This window comes from Pseudomonas lopnurensis (assembly GCF_015070855.1).
GTDB lineage: Bacteria > Pseudomonadota > Gammaproteobacteria > Pseudomonadales > Pseudomonadaceae > Stutzerimonas > Stutzerimonas lopnurensis.
In genome coordinates this window covers 26,196-44,504 of the sequence record NZ_JADDIX010000027.1, presented here as the reverse complement: position 1 = coordinate 44,504, position 18,309 = coordinate 26,196, and the positions used below count along the sequence as shown (strand labels likewise).

At 65.3% G+C, this 18,309-nt stretch carries 15 protein-coding genes; 6 read left to right on the top strand and 9 right to left on the bottom strand.

The annotated features are described in order from the left end of the window. Positions 1-481: 481 nt before the first annotated feature. The 7 genes from IN820_RS05970 to zwf form a co-directional block, all read right to left on the bottom strand. Positions 482-700 carry a YdcH family protein gene (locus tag IN820_RS05970; RefSeq protein ID WP_193680095.1) on the bottom strand — a complete coding sequence of 73 codons (219 nt, stop codon included), beginning with the start codon at positions 698-700 and terminating at the stop codon, positions 482-484. Positions 701-893: 193 nt separating this feature from the next. Continuing rightward, positions 894-2,324 carry an aspartate kinase gene (locus tag IN820_RS05965; RefSeq protein ID WP_193680094.1) on the bottom strand — a complete coding sequence of 477 codons (1,431 nt, stop codon included), beginning with the start codon at positions 2,322-2,324 and terminating at the stop codon, positions 894-896. Between the two features lie 151 nt (positions 2,325-2,475). Next, positions 2,476-3,393, bottom strand: coding sequence for an ectoine hydroxylase (gene thpD, locus IN820_RS05960; protein WP_313026467.1), 918 nt, complete (start codon positions 3,391-3,393; stop codon positions 2,476-2,478). Between the two features lie 179 nt (positions 3,394-3,572). Next, complete coding sequence (locus IN820_RS05955) at positions 3,573-3,977, bottom strand: ectoine synthase (RefSeq protein ID WP_193680093.1); 405 nt, start codon at positions 3,975-3,977, stop codon at positions 3,573-3,575. A gap of 10 nt (positions 3,978-3,987) precedes the next feature. Continuing rightward, positions 3,988-5,265: a diaminobutyrate--2-oxoglutarate transaminase gene (gene ectB / locus IN820_RS05950; RefSeq protein ID WP_193680092.1), complete on the bottom strand. Its 1,278-nt coding sequence runs from the start codon at positions 5,263-5,265 to the stop codon at positions 3,988-3,990. Beyond that, the gene (ectA, locus tag IN820_RS05945) at positions 5,262-5,810 is read right to left on the bottom strand and encodes a diaminobutyrate acetyltransferase (protein WP_193680091.1); all 549 of its coding nucleotides are present in this window, start codon (positions 5,808-5,810) and stop codon (positions 5,262-5,264) included. The genes ectB and ectA overlap by 4 nt, the downstream gene beginning before the upstream one ends. 609 nt (positions 5,811-6,419) lie before the next feature. Further along, entirely contained in the window at positions 6,420-7,844 is a 1,425-nt protein-coding gene (gene zwf / locus IN820_RS05940; RefSeq protein ID WP_207793513.1) for a glucose-6-phosphate dehydrogenase, read from the bottom strand. A gap of 215 nt (positions 7,845-8,059) precedes the next feature. Between zwf and hexR the strand changes: the two genes are divergently transcribed. Further along, positions 8,060-8,923, top strand: a complete 864-nt coding sequence (hexR, locus tag IN820_RS05935; protein ID WP_193680089.1) for a transcriptional regulator HexR — start codon at positions 8,060-8,062, stop codon at positions 8,921-8,923. Between the two features lie 373 nt (positions 8,924-9,296). Continuing rightward, complete coding sequence (locus IN820_RS05930; protein WP_193680088.1) at positions 9,297-9,494, top strand: PA3496 family putative envelope integrity protein; 198 nt, start codon at positions 9,297-9,299, stop codon at positions 9,492-9,494. A gap of 285 nt (positions 9,495-9,779) precedes the next feature. On the opposite strand, the gene cadR is transcribed toward IN820_RS05930, so the two are convergent. Continuing rightward, on the bottom strand, positions 9,780-10,232 hold the full coding sequence (cadR, locus tag IN820_RS05925; RefSeq protein WP_193680087.1) for a Cd(II)/Pb(II)-responsive transcriptional regulator: 453 nt from the start codon (positions 10,230-10,232) through the stop codon (positions 9,780-9,782). Positions 10,233-10,312: 80 nt separating this feature from the next. Between cadR and IN820_RS05920 the strand changes: the two genes are divergently transcribed. Further along, positions 10,313-12,511 carry a heavy metal translocating P-type ATPase gene (locus tag IN820_RS05920; RefSeq protein WP_193680086.1) on the top strand — a complete coding sequence of 733 codons (2,199 nt, stop codon included), beginning with the start codon at positions 10,313-10,315 and terminating at the stop codon, positions 12,509-12,511. 227 nt (positions 12,512-12,738) lie between these two features. Here IN820_RS05920 and IN820_RS05915 read toward each other — a convergent pair whose 3' ends face one another. Then, positions 12,739-13,665: a LysR family transcriptional regulator gene (locus IN820_RS05915; protein WP_193680096.1), complete on the bottom strand. Its 927-nt coding sequence runs from the start codon at positions 13,663-13,665 to the stop codon at positions 12,739-12,741. A gap of 257 nt (positions 13,666-13,922) precedes the next feature. On the opposite strand from IN820_RS05915, the gene IN820_RS05910 reads away from it, so the two are divergent. The 3 genes from IN820_RS05910 to IN820_RS05900 all read left to right on the top strand — a co-directional run bounded on the left by IN820_RS05910 (position 13,923) and on the right by IN820_RS05900 (position 18,308). Next, entirely contained in the window at positions 13,923-15,338 is a 1,416-nt protein-coding gene (locus IN820_RS05910) for an acetyl-CoA carboxylase biotin carboxylase subunit (RefSeq protein WP_193680085.1), read from the top strand. A 98-nt stretch (positions 15,339-15,436) separates the two neighbouring features. Beyond that, positions 15,437-17,245 carry a sodium-extruding oxaloacetate decarboxylase subunit alpha gene (gene oadA, locus IN820_RS05905; RefSeq protein WP_193680084.1) on the top strand — a complete coding sequence of 603 codons (1,809 nt, stop codon included), beginning with the start codon at positions 15,437-15,439 and terminating at the stop codon, positions 17,243-17,245. 121 nt (positions 17,246-17,366) lie between these two features. Continuing rightward, entirely contained in the window at positions 17,367-18,308 is a 942-nt protein-coding gene (locus tag IN820_RS05900) for a sodium-dependent bicarbonate transport family permease (RefSeq protein ID WP_193680083.1), read from the top strand. Position 18,309: the final 1 nt, after the last annotated feature.

The following is an 18,309-nucleotide window of genomic DNA, read 5'->3' as shown; positions in this document are numbered from 1 at the left end:
GAAGCGAAGCCCAACAATGGGCGGCAGGACGACAAAGCGGGTTCCAGTGCCGCCGAATGCACGGATGCACGGATGCACGGATGCACGGATGCACGGATGCACGGATGCACGGATGGTGTTGGGCTTCGTCGCTACGCTCCTCAACCCAACCTACGTGCTGCGCTGGCCGGGCCCGTAGGTTGGGTTGAGCGAAGCGAAGCCCAACAATGGGCGGCAGGACGACAAAGCGGGTTCCAGTACCGCCGAATGCACGGATGCACGGATGGTGTTGGGCTTCGTCGCTACGCTCCTCAACCCAACCTACGTGCTGCGCTGGCCGGGCCCGTAGGTTGGGTTGAGCGAAGCGAAGCCCAACAATGGGCGGCACGACGACAAAGCGGGTTCCGGTGTCGCTGGATGCGCTGTAGCGTTGGGCTTCGTCGCTTCGCTCCTCAACCCAACCTACGACTGTGTAGTGGCCAAGGCGTGCGCCCTGCCAGGGTCAGGCGACGGCTGCGGTCTTGAGTAGGCTGTAGAGCCGATCCTTGATGAGCAGCTTTTCCTTCTTCAGGTCTTCGATCTCGGCCGCGGTGCCGGGGGTGATGCGCGCTTCCATGTTCTTGATGCGTTGGTCCAGTTCGTTGTGCTCGTCGAACAGGCGGTTGAAATGCGTGTCTTCGGACTTCAGGCGGGTAATCAGTTCGCGGTATTCGGGAAACATGCGGGCTCCTGATGCATGGCTGGGACGAAGCGCGAGTCAGGGAACACGCCACCGCACGCTGCGCGGCGGGTAGGCCTTGGCTTGCGTCCTGGCTTCATACTGGCCCGCTGCCCGCCAGGCGGTATTGATCGGCGTCATGCATGTTCGTGCGCCGGTCCGGACGGCGCAGGGACCGCCGCCCGGACTCGGCCAGTCAGGCCGCGGCGATCACGTCGCCGTGGTTTTCCGGCTCGATCAGCGCACGGTGCAGCGCGGCGATCGCCGCATCGTAGTCCTCCTCGTTGATCACGCACTGCATCTCCACCTGGCGGATCGACTGATGGATCGCCTGGATGCTGATGCCGGCTTCGGCCAGCGCCGCCACGGTCTTGGCCAGGATGCCCTTGACCTTGAGGTCCGAGCCGATCGCCGAAACGATGGCCAGGTTGTGCACGGTGACCTCGGCGGCCGGGTACTGCTCCTCGATCAGCCGCGCCGCGCGGTTGATCAGCTTGCGCGAGCCGGAGGCGTAGTAGGTGATGCTGTTGGCATCCGAGTCCTTGTTCACCACGTAGAGCTTGAGCTGCTTGAGCAGCTTGCTGATCTCCATGTCGTAGCCGATGTCGCCGAGCATGTCCTGGTCGAACACCTCGATGCCGAAGACGTCCTTGCGCCCGGCGATGATCTCCACGCAGGGCTTCTCGGACTTGTAGTCCTGGCTGATCAGGGTACCGGCGTGGTGCGGCTCGAAGGCATTCTTGATGCGCAGCTCGACGCCGGCGCGGCGCAGGGTCTTGGCCGCCCGTGGGTGGATGGCCTCCATGCCGAGGTTCGACAGCTGGTCGGCGACGTCGTAGTTGGTGCGGCCGATGGTGACCACCTTGTCGGCGCCGACCAGGTTCGGGTCGGCGGAAGAGAGGTGGAATTCCTTGTGGATGATCGCCTCGCGGGCGCCGGTGGCGGCGGCGATCTGGGCGAAGGTGATCTCGCTGTAGCCGCGGTCGAAGGTGTTCATCAGGCCTTCGGCGCAATGCGTGTAACCGGTGGCGACCACCAGCTCGCGGTCGAAGTCGAAGCCGGCGAAATGGCTGGCGATCATCTCCTCGAACGGCAGCGGCGCCTCCTGCTGCCAGCCGGTGAGGTCGGCCAGGCGCGCATTGACGCCGCGCTGCTTGAGCGCCAGCACCGAATTGAAGGCGCTGTGGGCCTCGCCGAGCGAGGCGAGCATCTCACGCACCTTCATCAGGTGCTCGGAGAGCTGGAAATGGCCATAGGCGCAGAGCTTCTGCAGGCTGTGCATGCACTCGCTGGCATCGTCGATGCGCGAGTTGATGAACTGGTTGGCGGCGTGCAGCTCGTATTCGGAGCTGAACAGCTCGGCGTTCTTGGCCAGCATGCGCTGGCGCACGGTTTCCAGCGCCTCGCGCCAGGCGCCTTCGCTCTGCGCGTCGGCAAAACGCTGGTAGACGCCGGGCTCGCCGGTCTTCTTGTGCTCCAGCAGCAGGTTGGTCATGCCGCTGTAGGCCGAGACGACGAAGATGCGCTGGTACAGCGTCGTGCCTTCGCGCTGGCCGATGAATATGTTGTCGAGAACTTCCTCGAAGCGGCTCATCGACGTGCCGCCGATCTTTTCCACGGTATGCATGCTTTTATTGCGTCCGAATCTGGCAGGCCGTTGACGGCCGGGCGCGGCCGGCGCACCTGTCGATCAACGAGCTGGAATTGAAATCGTCCCTGGGCCGCAAGCGAGCGGCCAAGCCGGGATCGGGCCCGTCATTCAGACGCGCCCGATCGTCTCAGAGATACTGTTGCGGCTTGATTTCGAGCGGCTCGAAATGCTCGCGTTCGGCGACGAACGCCGGACGCGGCTTCTGCTCGCAGAATGGTGCCAGTACGGCATTATCCACGTGGTTGTAGACGTAGAACAGATTGCTGCGCGCACTCGGCGTGATGTTGCCGTTGGAGCCATGCATGGTGTTGCAGTCGAAGAACACCACGCTGCCGGCCGGGCCGGTGGCGCAGTCGATGCCGAAGCGCTCGGCCAGCTCGCTCAGGCTGTGCTGGTCGGGGATGCCGAACTCCTGCTTGCGCAGGGACTTTTCGTAGTGGTTCTCCGGCGTGGCGCCGACGCAGCGCACGTAGTGCTTGTGCGAGCCGGGCATCAGCATCAGCGGGCCGTTGTGCGGCTCGTTGTCGGTCAAGAGGATCGAGCAGGACAGGCAGCGCATGCGCGGCATGCCGTCCTCGACGTGCCAGGTCTCGAAGTCCGAGTGCCAGTAGAACTCCTTGCCGCTGAAGCCGGGTTTGAAGTTCATCCGCGACTGATGCACGTAGAGGTCGCCGCCGAGGATGAAGCGGGCGATGCCGGCGGTGCGCTCGTCGGCCGCGACGCGGGCGAACAGCTCGTTGTCGCTGTGGATGGCGAATACCGAGCGAATCGCGCCGCTGTCGGGCTCCTTGATCGTCTTGCCGGAATTGGCGACTGCCTCGTCCTCGCGCAAGCGCTCGAGTTCGGCACGGAACAGCGCGACTTCCTCGGCGCTGAACAGGTTGGGGATGACCAGGTAGCCGTCGCGCTCGAAGCGCTCGATCAGCTCGGCCGCGATCGGCGCATGCTCCAGGTCGCTGCGGTAGACCACTGGGTCGGCGCGCTCCTGCCAGCTGGGCTGGTCATCCTGGCGCGAGGGATAAAGGTCGATGTCTTGCGTCGTCACTCCTGTGTCCTCCGTCCGCTCTGTTGTCGGCTTGTCTGATGGGCGCCGGCTTGTCCTCGGTTTGTCGGGCTTCGCTTGTTGGGCTTCGCTTCGCTCAACCCAACCTACAGTTGTAGGGCGGGTGCAACCCGCCAGGCATGGGTTTGGCCGACACCCTGGTCGGCGGGTTTAAACCCGCCCTATGCGATCGCCTCCGCCTCCAGCGGATAGACCCCGCTTTCGTCGTGCACTTCATTGCCGTTGAGCGGCGGATTGAACACGCAGGCCAGCTTCATGTCCTCGCTGCCGCCGCGCAGCAGGTGCTCGTCGTGCTTGTCCAGCACGTACAGCGTGCCGGGCTCGATCTTGTAGATCTTGCCGTCGGCGAGGGTCTCGATCTCGCCATTGCCGCTGATGCAGTACACCGACTCGAAGTGGTTCTGGTAGTGGATGTGCGTCTCGCTGCCGGCGTAGATGGTGGTGATGTGGAACGAGAAGCCCACCTTGTCGTCCTTGAGCAGCATGCGCGTGCTGTCCCAGGTGCCAGTCTTGCTGTGGACCTTGCGGTCGGTCTGCTCGCACTCGGCGAGGGTACGTACGATCATTGCGGTTACCTCAAGATGCTTGGTCGGCGGCCTGCTCGCCCATCACGGCGGCGAAGGCCTTGTCGAGAATGTTCAGCGCCTGGTCGATCTGCTCGTCGCTGATGACCAGCGGGCAGAGGCACTTGACCACTTCGCTGTGGGCGCCGCTGGTCTCGATGACCAGGCCGTTGTCGAAGGCATGGCGGCACACCGCTGCGGCGATCTCGCCGTCCGGGCAACTGATGCCGAGCATCATGCCGCGGCCCTTGACGAACAGCGAATCCGGGCCGTGACGGCGGACGATGCGCTGCATGCCGTCGGCGATGCGCTTGCCCTTGGCGCGCACGCTCTGGGCGAAGCGGTCGTCCTGCCAGAAGTGTTCGATGGCCGCGGCGGCGGTGACGAAGGCATGGTTGTTGCCGCGGAAGGTGCCGTTGTGCTCGCCCGGCTTCCACTGGTCCAGTTCCTGGCGCAGCAGCACCATGGCGAACGGCAGGCCGTAGCCGGACAGCGACTTGGACAGCGTGACGATGTCCGGCTGGATGCCCATTTCCTCGAAGCTGAAGAAGCTGCCGGTGCGACCGCAGCCGGCCTGGATATCGTCGACGATCAGTAGCATGTCGTGCTTGCGGCAGAGCTTGTCCAGCTTGCGCATCCATTCGGCCGAGGCGGCGTTCAGGCCGCCTTCGCCCTGCACCACCTCGACGATCACCGCCGCCGGCTTGTCGATGCCGCTGGAGGGATCGGTGAGCAGCTTGTCCATCATGCCGATGGTGTTGGTCTTGTCGCCGAAATAATTGGCGTAGGGCATGCGGCTGACATCGGTGAGGCTGATGCCGGAGCCGCCACGGTGATGCTGGTTGCCGGTCGCCGCGAGCGCGCCGATGCTGCAGCCGTGGAAGCCATTGGTGAAGCTGATGATGTTGTTGCGTCCGGTGACCTTGCGCGCCAGCTTCATCGCCGCCTCGACCGCGTTGGTGCCGGTCGGGCCGGTGAACTGCATGCGGTAGTCGCCCATGCCGCGCGGTTCGAGGATCAGCCGGTTGAAGGTGTCGAGGAAGCGCTCCTTGGCCTCGGTGTACATGTCCAGACCGTGGGTGATGCCATCCTGCTCGATATAGTCGAGCAGCGCCTGCTTGAGCAGCGGATGGTTGTGCCCGTAGTTGAGGGTGCCGGCACCGGCGAGGAAATCGATGTAGCGCTTGCCCTCGCGGGTGACCAGCTCGGCGCCGCGCGCCTGCTTGAACACCACGGGGAAAGAACGGCAGTAGCTGCGAACCTTGGATTCGTTGAGTTCAAACGTTTTCATGCATGCTCCTTGAGCTCTTCTTCTAGGTGGGAGGCGTCCAGAATGGAGGCGTCGAATGGACCGGCGCGATAGAGCACCTCGTCCTCGTGCTGGCCGGCGAAATGCGCGGCGCGGGAGAACAGCGTCCGAGTAGCGAATTCGGCGTCGAGTTCGGCGAAGGCGCGCCTGAACAATGCCTGGGACGCCGCGTTGTCCGGCGAGATGGTGGTTTCCATGAAGCGCACGCCGTGCTCGCGGGCCACCCGGGTGGTCAGCGCCAGCAGCATGCGCAGGGCCAGGCCCTGGCCGCGCATCGAACTATCCACGGCGACCTGCCAGACGAACAGCGTGTCCGGCCGCGACGGCGGGCGATAGCCCGAGATGAACCCGACCAGTCGGCCCTGGGCGTCTTCGGCGGCGATGGCGGTATCGGCGAAATCGGAACACTGCAGCAGGTTGCAGTAGACCGAATTGGTATCGAGGGGCTGGCTGCGCGCGACCAGCTGATGAAGGGTATGACCGTCGCCGTCGGTTGGACGACGGAGCGTTACGGTAGCAAAACTCAAAACACATCCTTTGGGGTTGTTGATTGAATCCTTTTTCAGGTTAAACACATCGGGAAAGTTTTCTCAACCCGTCATCCGGATATGTCGTCCGGCCAGGTTCCGTATATATCCATGAAATTGCCCGGTTATCAGTTAGTTTGCGCCGAATATTTCAAGTCGTTTCACCGCCGCTGATGTCGATATCTTGTCGATAGTTGCGCTGCCGACAGTTGCAGGCATTGCGGCGCGCCACGAAAGTCTGCCGGGGTCTGCTGCTCATGGCGCTGCAGGCCGCGTATTCACTGGTTTTCCGGCGGATGATGGGGTTCTCTGATGACCGTCGTCGATACGCTCGGAGCGACTCAAGTATGAATGTGGATAACCGGCGATATTCGCGGCGATGAACTAAGATGCGAGCGCCGGATATTCGCGCCTGGCACGGCGCCATCGTCCGGCTATATTTCGGAGCGTATGCGGAAATTGCCAGAGGACAATTATCCGATCATCCCGGGAGTTATATCGGGCCGTTTCGGTGGCGAGAACTAAGCCGAAGCGAAAGTGGCACGATCCGCTCTGTCTCGCACTATGCGGGGGCTGCGGCGAATGGCGCGGAAATGCCCTGGCTGTACCTCAGTGCCACCATTTGCGACCCTGGCGTTCGATGAACTGGTGCGCCTGCTCCGGGCCATCGTGGCCGGCCGGATACGGGCGCGGTTTGCGATAGTAGCCGTGCCAGCCGCGCAGGATCGGGTCGACCCAGCGCCAGGCCGCTTCCACCTCGTCGCGGCGCATGAACAGCGTCGAGTCGCCTTCGATGACGTCCAGCAGCAGGCGCTCGTAGGCATCCCAGCGGCGGGTGCTGCTGAAGGCGCTGGCGAGGTTGAGGTCCAGCTCGACCTGTTCCAGTTGCATGCCCTTGCCGGGCGCCTTGGCCATCAACTGCAGGCTGATGCTCTCTTCCGGTTGCAGGCGGATCACCAGGCGATTGGTCTCGCCCTTCTTGAACAGCAGGTGCGGCACCGGCTTGAAGGTGATGACGATTTCCGAGCGCTTCCTGGCCATGCGCTTGCCGGTGCGCAGATAGAAGGGCACGCCGGCCCAGCGCCAGTTGTCGATTTCCGCCTGCACGGCGACGAAGGTCTCGGTGTCGCTGTCGTTGTCGATGGCGTTCTCGAAGTAGTAGGCCGGCACGTCGTGCCCGCCGATCTGCCCGGCGCCGTACTGGCCGCGCACGGTCTTGTCCATCACGTCCATGCCGGTGATCGGCTTGAGGGCCTCGAGCACCTTGACCTTCTCGTTGCGCACCGCCTCGGCGTCGAAGCGCACCGGGGCCTCCATCGCCACCAGGCAGAGCAGTTGCAGCAGGTGGTTCTGCAGCATGTCGCGCATGGCGCCGGCGCGGTCGTAGTAGCCGCCGCGGTTCTCCACGCCGAGGGTTTCGGCCACGGTGATCTGCACGTGGTCGATGTGCCCGGCGCGCCAGATCGGCTCGAACAGCGCGTTGGCGAAGCGCAGGGCCATGAGGTTCTGCACGGTTTCCTTGCCCAGGTAATGATCGATCCGGTAGATGCGCGGCTCGGCGAACACCGTGCCGATCGCCGCATTGATCGCCAGCGCCGAATCGAGCGAATGGCCGATGGGCTTTTCCAGCACGATGCGCGCCTCGGCGCCAGCCAGCCCGGCGCTTTCCAGGTGGGCGGCGATGGGTTCGAAGAGGTCCGGCGCGGTGGCCAGGTAATAGACCCGCACGCGCCCTTCGGCCTGGCCGATGTGGTGGGCGAGGCGGACGAATTCGCCGCGCTGGGTCGCATCCATGGCGAAATAGTCGAGGCGTTCGGCAAAGGCCTGCCAGACGTCGTGGCTGAAATCGGCACGTGCCACCTGGGCCCGGCAGTGGCGTTCGGCCAGGGCCAGATAGCCGTCGCGGTCGAGCTTCTTGCGGGCCAGCGCGAGAATCCGCACGTCGGCATGCAGGCGGCCGTCGCGGTGCAGGTGATAGAGCGCCGGCAGCAGCTTGTGCAGGGTCAGGTCGCCGGTACCGCCGAACACGAGCATGTCACAGGAAATCGACACGGCATCACTCCTCGTAGATAAAACAGCAGGGCAATCGCGCTATGCGCTCGAATGGCCGCGATTGCCTGGATAAACCGGCCGATTGTTGGGCGATATGCTATGGCATGTAGTATAACTACCGACCCCACTACAACCCGCCGACGGTCGGCCGGCATGCTGCCTCCGACCATTGGACGTGATCATAGCGAGTCCGGACCGTGAATCTGCTGCAACACATCGCCCAATCGAGAAGCCTGCTACGGAAGTCGGAGCTGAAGGTGGCCGACCATGTCCTGCTCGACCCGGCCTCGGTGATGCACAGTTCCATGGCCGACCTGGCCCATGCGGTGGGCGTCAGCGAGCCGACCATCGTGCGCTTCTGTCGGGCCATCGGTTGTCTGGGCTTTCAGGACCTCAAGCTCAAGCTCGCGCAAAGCCTGGCCGCCGGCGCCAGCTTCGGCCAGTTCGCCATCAGCGAGAACGACTCGGTGATGGACGTCAGCCTGAAGATCTTCGACACCACCCTACATACGCTGATGGAGGTGCGCGAGCGCCTCGACCCGCAGGCGCTGGAGCGCGCCATCGCCGCCTGCGCCCAGGCCGAGCGGGTGGAGTTCTACGGCTTCGGCGCGTCCGGCGCGGTGGCCACCGACGCCCAGCACAAGTTCTTCCGCCTGTTGCTCAGCGCCGCGGCCTATTCCGACCCGCACATGCAGGCGATGTCGGCGGTGACCCTCAAGCCCACCGACGTGGCGATCTGCATCTCGCAGTCGGGGCGCTCCAAGGACCTGCTGATCACCGCCAACGTGGTGCGCGAGACCGGCGCGACGCTGATCACCCTCTGCCCCAGCCAGACCCCGCTGGCCGAGCTGGCGACCATCAACCTGGCCATCGACGTGCAGGAAGACACCGAGATCTACACGCCGCTGACCTCGCGCATCGCCCACCTGGTGGTGATCGACGTGCTGGCCATGGGCGTGGCCATGGCGCGCGGGCCGAGCCTGGTCAACCACCTGAAAAGCGTCAAGCGCAGCCTGCGCAGCCTGCGCTTGTCGCCGAAATCGGTGAAGAACGAGCCATAAGTTTCAAGCCACAAGCTGCAAGCAAGAGCAAAAGCGGCTCGGAGCCTTTGGCAGGGTTTGGAGGCCGACCGGCACGCTGATCAGCTTGCAGCTTGCAGCTTGCAGCTTGCAGCTTGCAGCTTGCAGCAGGCCGTAGGGTGGAAAACCGCGAAGCGTTTTCCACCGAGGCAAAGGAAGGACGTACTTTTTGGCTGGGCCAGCATCCCTGTAATGGCTGAATAAGCTTCGTCTGAGTCATCCTGTCGAACCGCCGATCGCCAGCCGGCTGGTTCCTTACCATCACTGTGGCGGCTGGCTCTCGCGCGCCTTCATCGGACCGTCATACGCGGCCGTCATGCTGATGCTCCCGACCCGCCTATTGGGAGAAGCCGTGATGTCGCGTTATCAGCCGCACGCCACCGATTCCAAGACCCGCCGTCAGCAGGAAGATCTGCGCCGCATGCGCTTTCGCCGTGCCATCGAGTCCTACGCCGAGCAACGCCGGCTGCAGCAGGAACTGGTCGATTTCCCCGAGCCGCTCGTTGCCGGCTACCTGCGCAGCGAGCGGATAACAGCGCAGGCGGCGCGCTAGGTTCTGGTGGGCTGAAGCCCACCCTACCGGCCTTGCACCATTCCCACCCTGGGGTGGGCTTCAGCCCACCAAGCGCCCAGACTGGGCTGAACGGATCGCCGCCCGGTCGCATGGCCCGCGTCCGTATCATCGGGCGAGCCCCTAACAGGCTGTTGAAAAATTACCTGCGTTGCCATCGCGGCGTTAAAAACAGGCTCAAAATGCTCATTTACATCTCGTAAACTGCGCTTTTTCGCCTGTTTTTGCCTTGCGCTGGCTGCCTCGCCTATGCTTTTCAACGGCCTGCTAATGGCCATGGCTCCTGCCGACGTGTGACGGTGGCTCCTGCTCCGGCAGACTGACCGCGCCGCTGAGATTGAGTTGCTGGAGGATGCCGCACGGCTGGCCGTCATCGGCCGTCACGCAGCATCGACGCAGGTCCAGCAGCTCTTCGCGCAACGCCAGCAGGCTGGCGATGCGCGCCTGCACGTGGCTGATATGGGCGTCGATCAGGGCATTGACGCCGCCGCAGTTTTCCTCGGGCCGGTCGCGCAGGCGCAGCAGATCACGGATTTCCTCCAGGGTCATGTCGAGCAGCCGGCAGTTGCGGACGAAGGTCAGCCGCTCGAGATGGCGTTCGTCGTAGATGCGGTAGTTGCCCTCGCTGCGAGCCGGCGCGTCGAGCAGGCCTTCGCGCTCGTAATAGCGAATGGTTTCCACCGGGCAGGCGGTCAATCTGGCCAGTTCACCGATTTTCATCTCCACCTCCGCACAGATGCTTGACCCTATAGTGGCTTCAGGGTGCCTACTCCGCAATGTGGATGCAGGAGATCGATGTCATGAGTCAGTGCTGTGGACAGAACCACCCCAACCCGCAACGGCGCCACGAGGATGGGCAGGCCGCGCTCGGCGTGCGCGCCAAGTCCGGTGGCGCCACCGAGCGCACCCGCCTGCGCATCGAGCAGATGGATTGCCCCACCGAGGAGCGCCTGATCCGCGACCGGCTCGGCGGCATGCCGGGCATCGAGGCGCTGGAATTCAACCTGATCAACCGTGTGCTGACTCTGGAACACACCGCGGATGCGCTGCCGGCGGCCCTGGCCGCCATCGGCGAGCTGGGCTTCAGCGCCGAGCGCCAGGGTACGTTGGCTGGTGCCGCGCCGCCGCCTGCCGCCGCATCGCGCCGGCGCTGGTGGACCCTGGCGCTGGCCGGGGCTGCCGCGCTGGGCGCCGAGCTCGTGCATTTCAGCGGTCAGGACGGTAGCTGGCCGGTCTTCGCCCTGGCGCTGGTGGCCATCGGCCTGTGCGGGTTCGGCACCTACCGCAAGGGCTGGATCGCCCTGAAGAACCGCAATCTCAACATCAACGCGCTGATGAGCATCGCGGTGACCGGCGCGCTGCTGATCGGCCAGTGGCCGGAAGCGGCCATGGTCATGGTGCTGTTCACCGTCGCCGAGCTGATCGAGGCCAGGTCCCTGGACCGCGCGCGCGATGCCATTCGCGGTTTGCTGGAGCTGGCTCCAGAGCAGGCCAGCGTGCTGCAGGCCGACGGCAGCTGGCGGGCCCTGCCGCTGGCCGAGGTACCGCTGGGCGCACGGGTGCGGGTGCGTCCCGGCGAGCGCATCGGGCTGGATGGCGAGGTGCTCGTCGGCCGCTCCACGGTCGACCAGGCGCCGATCACCGGCGAGAGCCTGCCGCTGGACAAGGGGCCGGGCGACACGCTGTTCGCCGGCACCCTCAACGGCGCCGGCGAGCTGGAGTATCGCAGCACCGCGCTGGCTGGCGACACCACCCTGGCGCGCATCATCCATGCGGTGGAGCAGGCCCAGGGCTCCCGGGCGCCGACCCAGCGCTTCGTCGACCGCTTCTCGCAGGTCTATACCCCGGCGGTGGTGCTCTTCGCCCTGGCCGTCGCCGTGCTGCCGCCGCTACTGATGGGCGGCGCCTGGTTCGACTGGATCTACCGCGCCCTGGTGTTGCTGGTGGTAGCCTGCCCCTGCGCGCTGGTGATCTCGACTCCGGTGACCATCGTCAGCGGCCTGGCGGCGGCGGCGCGCAAAGGCATCCTGATCAAGGGCGGGGTCTATCTGGAAAACGGCCGGCACCTGGCCCGCCTGGCACTGGACAAGACCGGCACCCTCACTCACGGCAAGCCGCGTCAGACCGACCACCAGGCACTGGTGGCGGATGCCGACGGCACCCTCCGCGCGGTGGCTGCCAGCCTGGCGGCGCGCTCCGACCATCCGGTGTCCCAGGCGCTGGCCAGCCGGGCGCGCGAAGAGGGCATCGAGCTGCTGGCGGTCGAGAACCTGCAGGCCCTGGCCGGGCGCGGCGTGCGTGGCCGGGTGGCGGAGCGGGATTATCAGCTCGGCAATCACCGTCTGGTGGAGGAGCTGGGCCTGTGCAGCGCCGAGCTGGAAGCGCGCCTGGATGGCCTGGAGCGCCAGGGCAAGAGCGTGGTGGTGCTGTGCGACCAGACGCGTCCGCTGGCGCTGTTCGCCGTGGCCGACACGGTCAAGGAATCCAGCCGCGCGGCCATCGCCGAACTGCACGAACTGGGGGTGAAGACCGCCATGCTCAGCGGCGACAATCCGCACACGGTGCAGGCCATCGCGGCCCAGGTGGGCATCGACGAAGCCTTCGGCAACCTGCTGCCGGCCGACAAGCTCGAGGCCATCGCGCGCCTGCAGGCCGAAGGGGGGGCGGTGGGCATGGTCGGCGACGGCATCAACGATGCGCCGGCCCTGGCCAAGGCCGAGATCGGCTTCGCCATGGGCGCCGCCGGCACCGACACCGCTATCGAAACCGCCGATGTGGCGCTGCTGGACGACGACCTGCGCAAGATTCCCGCCTTCGTCCGCCTGTCGCGCGCCACCGTTGCCATCCTGCGGCAGAACATCGCCCTGGCCCTGGTGATCAAGGCGCTGTTCCTGGGCTTCGCCCTGACCGGCCAGGCGACCATGTGGATGGCGGTATTCGCCGACATGGGCGTGAGCCTGCTGGTGGTGTTCAACGGCCTGCGCCTGCTGCGCGCCTGAGCGGGCAATGGCGGGCCAGCGCAACCGTGGTCCTTGTAAGGACTATGCCCCACTTGCGTGTTGCAATGGGCACCGTACGCCGTAGGTTGGGTCGGGGCGCGTAGCCTGAGGAGCGCAGCGACGAAGCCCAACGGGTTCGTGCCCGTGCCCGTTGGGCTTCGCTTCGCTCAGCGCCAACCTACCCGCGAACGCTCGGGTATCGGCTGTTGCTCGACGTGCGACACGTTTCAGCCGGCCGCTTCGAAGCGTCTGGCCAGCCCGGCGATCAGCTCCCGCTCGCTGCGGATGAAGCCGAGGAACGCCTGGGCCACCGGCGACAGGCGGCGGCCGCGGAGGTTGACCGCGCACCAGCTGCGAAACAGCGGCAGCTCCGCCACCGGCAATTCGCGCAGCAGGCCCCGTGTCAGTTCCTGGTGCACCGCATGGCGCGGCAGCAGGGCCAGCCCGAGGCCGGCGATCACCGCCTCGCGCTGGGCATCCAGCGAGCCGATCTCCAGGGTCTGGGCGAAATGCGCGCGTTTCTGGTGGCAATATTCCTCGCAGGCCTTGCGAGTGCCCGAGCCGCTTTCGCGCACCAGCAGCGGGTAGGGGCTCAGGTCCTGCAGTTGCAGCTCGCCACGTGCGCATAGTGGATGGTCCGGTGGCGCCACCGCGACGATGGGGTTGTTGAGGAAGGGCAGGAAATCCAGCGGCATGTCCTGGGGCACCTGGCTCATGATCAGCAGGTCGTCGCGGCTGAGGTTCAGGCGGCGTACCGCCTGGGCGTGGTTGACCACCACCAGTTGCAGGCTGACTTCCGGGTGCAGGCGCCTGAAGGCGGCGAACAGGTGCGGCGTGATGTACTTGGCGCTCGATTCCACCGCCAGGTTCAGTTGCCCCTGCAGCGAGCCCAGCAGGTCGGAAAGCTGCATGTCGAGGCTGTCCAGGCGGCCGAAGATGTCGGTACTGGCGCGCTGCAGCGCTTCGGCGGCGTCGGTGAGGTAGAGCTTCTTGCCGACGTATTCGAACAGCGGCTGGCCGACCAGCTCTTCCAGCTGGCGGATCTGCAGGCTCACGGCCGGCTGGGTCAGCGCCATTTCTTCCGCGGCGCGGCTGTAGGAGCGGCTCTCGCAGACCGCACGGAACACCTGTAGCTGGCGCAATGTCATGCGCATCAGCGATTTTCGCATCCTGTTCTCCGTCGTTCGTCGCACCAGGGCAGCGGCAACACGCCGCTGCCGTTGCCCTGGCCGTTCGGCCAAGATTACGCCGAAGGACCGTTACCCATAAGTATTTACTTATCCTCAAGCAAACAATTATTCATTTTCAGTAATTCCCTCAAGGGGCGTAGGGTGGAAATCGCTCGTTACGAATGCGAGTGATCATCGGCCCGGCATCGGGTCGCCTGCTCAACGATCCGAGGGAAGACAGCGTGATCAAGAAGCTGCTGATCGCCAACCGCGGGGAAATTGCGGTGCGTATCGTCCGTGCCTGCGCCGAAATGGGCGTTCGCTCGGTGGCGGTATTTTCCGAGGCCGACCGCCATGCCCTGCACGTCAAGCGCGCCGACGAGGCGTACTTCATCGGCGAGGACCCGCTGGCCGGTTATCTGAACCCGCGCAAACTGGTCAACCTGGCCGTGGAAACCGGCTGCGATGCGCTGCATCCCGGCTACGGTTTCCTCTCCGAGAATGCCGAACTGGCCGACATCTGCGCCGAGCGCGGGATCAGGTTCGTCGGCCCCAGCGCGGAAGTGATTCGCCGCATGGGCGACAAGACCGAAGCCCGCCGCAGCATGATCAAGGCCGGCGTGCCGGTCACGCCGGGCACCGAGGGCAACGTCGCCGACCTCGCCGAGGCCCTGCGCGAGGCCGAGCGCATCGGCTACCCGGTGATGCTCAAGGCCACCTCCGGCGGCGGCGGCCGCGGCATCCGCCGCTGCAACACGCGGGCGGAGCTGGAATCGGCCTATCCGCGGGTGATCTCCGAGGCGACCAAGGCCTTCGGCAACGCCGAGGTCTTCCTCGAAAAATGCATCGTCGAGCCCAAGCACATCGAGGCGCAGGTGCTGGCCGACAGTTTCGGCAACACCGTGCATCTGTTCGAGCGCGACTGCTCGATCCAGCGGCGCAACCAGAAGCTCATCGAAATCGCCCCGAGCCCGCAGCTGACGCCCGAGCAGCGCGCCTACATCGGCGACCTCGCCGTGCGCGCGGCCAAGGCCGTGGGCTACGAGAACGCCGGCACCGTGGAATTCCTGCTCGCCGACGGGCAGGTGTACTTCATGGAGATGAACACCCGTGTGCAGGTGGAGCACACCATCACCGAGGAAATCACCGGCATCGACATCGTCCGCGAGCAGATCCGCATCGCTTCCGGCCTGCCGCTGTCGGTCAAGCAGGAAGACATCCAGTATCGCGGTTTCTCCCTGCAGTTTCGCATCAACGCCGAGGACCCGCGCAACAACTTCCTGCCCTGCTTCGGCAAGATCACCCGCTACTACGCCCCCGGCGGCCCCGGCGTGCGCACCGACACGGCGATCTACACCGGCTACACCATTCCGCCGTACTACGACTCGATGTGCCTGAAGCTGGTGGTCTGGGCGCTGACCTGGGAGGAGGCGCTGGCGCGTGGCTCGCGCGCACTGGACGACATGCGCGTGCAGGGCGTGAAGACCACTGCCACCTACTACCAGCAGATTCTCGCCAACCCGGATTTCCGCAGCGGCCAGTTCAACACCAGCTTCGTCGACAACCATCCGGAACTGCTGAACTACTCGATCAAACGCAAGCCGGGCGAACTGGCCCTGGCCATCGCCGCCGCCATCGCCGCCCATGCAGGCCTGTAAAGCAGCGGCAAGCTGCAAGCCGCAAGCATCAAGCAAGAGCCCCGCGTGCTTTTACTTGCCGCTTGAAGCTTGAAGCTTGCAGCTCCAAGGAGACAGACATGAACACAAAGAAAATTACGGTCACCGACACCATTCTGCGTGACGCCCACCAGTCGCTGCTGGCGACCCGCATGCGCACCGAAGACATGCTGCCGATCTGCGACAAGCTCGATCGCGTCGGCTACTGGTCGCTGGAAGTCTGGGGTGGCGCCACCTTCGACGCCTGCGTGCGCTTCCTCAAGGAGGATCCCTGGGAGCGCCTGCGCCAGCTCAGGGCGGCGCTGCCCAACACCCGCCTGCAGATGCTGCTGCGCGGGCAGAACCTGCTCGGCTACCGCCACTACAGCGACGACGTGGTCGAGGCATTCGTCGCCAAGGCCGCCGAGAACGGCATCGACGTGTTCCGCATCTTCGACGCGATGAACGACGTGCGGAACCTGGAAACCGCGATCCGCGCGGTGAAGAAGGCCGGCAAGCACGCCCAGGGCACCATCGCCTACACCACCAGCCCGGTGCATACCGTCGAGGCCTTCGTCGAGCAGGCGCGGCAGATGGCGGCCATGGGTATCGACTCCATCGCCATCAAGGACATGGCCGGGCTGCTCACGCCCTACGCCACCGGCGAGCTGGTCAGGGCGCTGAAGGCGGCGCTGCCGGAACTGGACGTGGCGATCCACTCCCACGACACCGCCGGCGTGGCCAGCATGTGCCAGCTCAAGGCGGTGGAGAACGGCGCCGACCGCATCGATACCGCCATCTCCAGCATGGCCTGGGGCACCAGCCACCCGGGCACCGAGTCGATGGTCGCCGCGCTGCGCGACACGCCCTACGACACCGGCCTGGACCTGCAACTGATCCAGGAGATCGGCCTGTATTTCTACGCGGTGCGCAAGAAGTACCACCAGTTCGAGAGCGAATTCACTGGCGTCGACACCCGCGTGCAGGTCAACCAGGTGCCGGGCGGGATGATTTCCAACCTCGCCAACCAGCTCAAGGAGCAGGGCGCGCTGCACCGCATGGACGAGGTGCTGGCCGAGATTCCCAAGGTGCGCAAGGACCTCGGCTACCCGCCGCTGGTCACCCCGACCTCGCAGATCGTCGGCACCCAGGCGTTCTTCAACGTGCTCGCCGGCGAGCGCTACAAGACCATCACCACCGAAGTGAAGTACTACCTGCAGGGCCGCTACGGCAAGGCGCCGGCCGCGGTCGACCAGCGTCTGCGCTTGCAGGCGATCGGCAGCGAGGACGTCATCGAGTGCCGTCCGGCCGACCTGCTGCCGCCCGAGCTGGACAAGTTGCGCAAGGACGTCGGCGACCTGGCCAAGAGCGAGGAGGACGTGCTGACCTACGCCATGTTCCCCGACATCGGCCGCAAGTTCCTCGAGGAGCGCGCGGCCGGCACGCTGCAGCCGGAGGTGCTGCTGCCGATCCCCGACGGCACCGCGGTACCGGCCCAGGGCGGGGTGCCGACCGAGTTCGTCATCGACGTGCACGGCGAGAGCTACCGCGTCGACATCACCGGCGTCGGCGTCAAGGCCGAGGGCAAGCGCCACTTCTACCTGTCCATCGACGGCATGCCGGAGGAGGTGGTGTTCGAGCCGCTCAACGACTTCGTCGGCGGCGCCGGCAGCAAGCGCAAGCAGGCCAGCGCGCCGGGCGATGTCAGCACCACCATGCCGGGCAACGTCGTCGAGGTGCTGGTCAGCGAGGGTGACCTGGTCAAGGCCGGTCAGGCGGTGCTGGTCAGCGAGGCGATGAAGATGGAAACCGAAATTCAGGCGCCGATCGGCGGCACCGTGAAGGCCGTTCATGTCGCCAAAGGTGACCGGGTGAACCCGGGAGAAGTCTTGATAGAAATCGAGGCCTGAGTCGAATCCCGGCAGGCCTGTCCAGCGAGTCCCCTTGGGAGCCGTGCGGCTCCCTTTTTTTGGGCGCCATCGCCTGGAATGCGACGTGCGGGATCAATGCCTTAATGCTGTGGAGAAGTAGATGGGTATCGACCCGGTCGTGCTGTTCTTTGTCTTCGGCCTGCTCGCCGGTTTGCTCAAGAGCGAACTGAAGCTGCCGCCGGCGCTCTATGAGACGCTGTCCATCGTCTTGCTGCTGGCGATCGGGTTGCACGGTGGGGTGGAACTGGCCGAGCAGGCCAGTCCCGCGCTGCTCGGCCAGTCGCTGCTGGTGCTGGCGCTGGGCGTGTTGCTGCCCGTGCTCGCCTTCGGCCTGTTGCGCGGCCTGCGTTTTGACCGCGTCAATGCGGCGGCGGTGGCGGCGCACTATGGCTCGGTCAGCGCCGGTACCTTCGCGGTGGTGGTGGCCTACCTGGCGGCGCGGGAAATCTTCTTCGAGAGCTATATGCCGCTGTTCGTGGCGATTCTCGAGATTCCGGCGATTCTGGTCGGCATCCTGCTGGCCAAGGGGATATCGCAGGACACCGACTGGAAGGAGCTGGGCCGCGAGATCTTTCTCGGCAAGAGCATCATGCTGCTGCTCGGCGGCCTGCTGATCGGTGCCATCGCCGGCAAGGAGGCGATCAAGCCGCTGGAGCCCCTGTACACCAGCATGTTCAAGCCGGTGCTGGCGTTCTTCCTGCTGGAAATGGGCCTGATCGCCTCCGGCCAGTTGGGTTCGCTGAAGCGCTACGGCTTGAAGCTGGCGGCCTTCGCCGTGATCATGCCGCTGGTCGGCGCGCTGGTCGGCGCCATGCTGGCGCGTTTCATGGGGCTGTCGCTGGGCGGCACGGCGATGCTCGCCACGCTCGCGGCCAGCGCCTCCTACATCGCGGTGCCGGCGGCGATGCGCCTGGCGGTGCCGCAGGCCAATCCGTCGCTGTCGCTGACGGCCTCGCTGGGCATCACCTTTCCGTTCAACATCCTGATCGGCATACCGCTCTACCTGGCGATGGCCGAGCAACTGATCGCCTGGGGACTCTGAG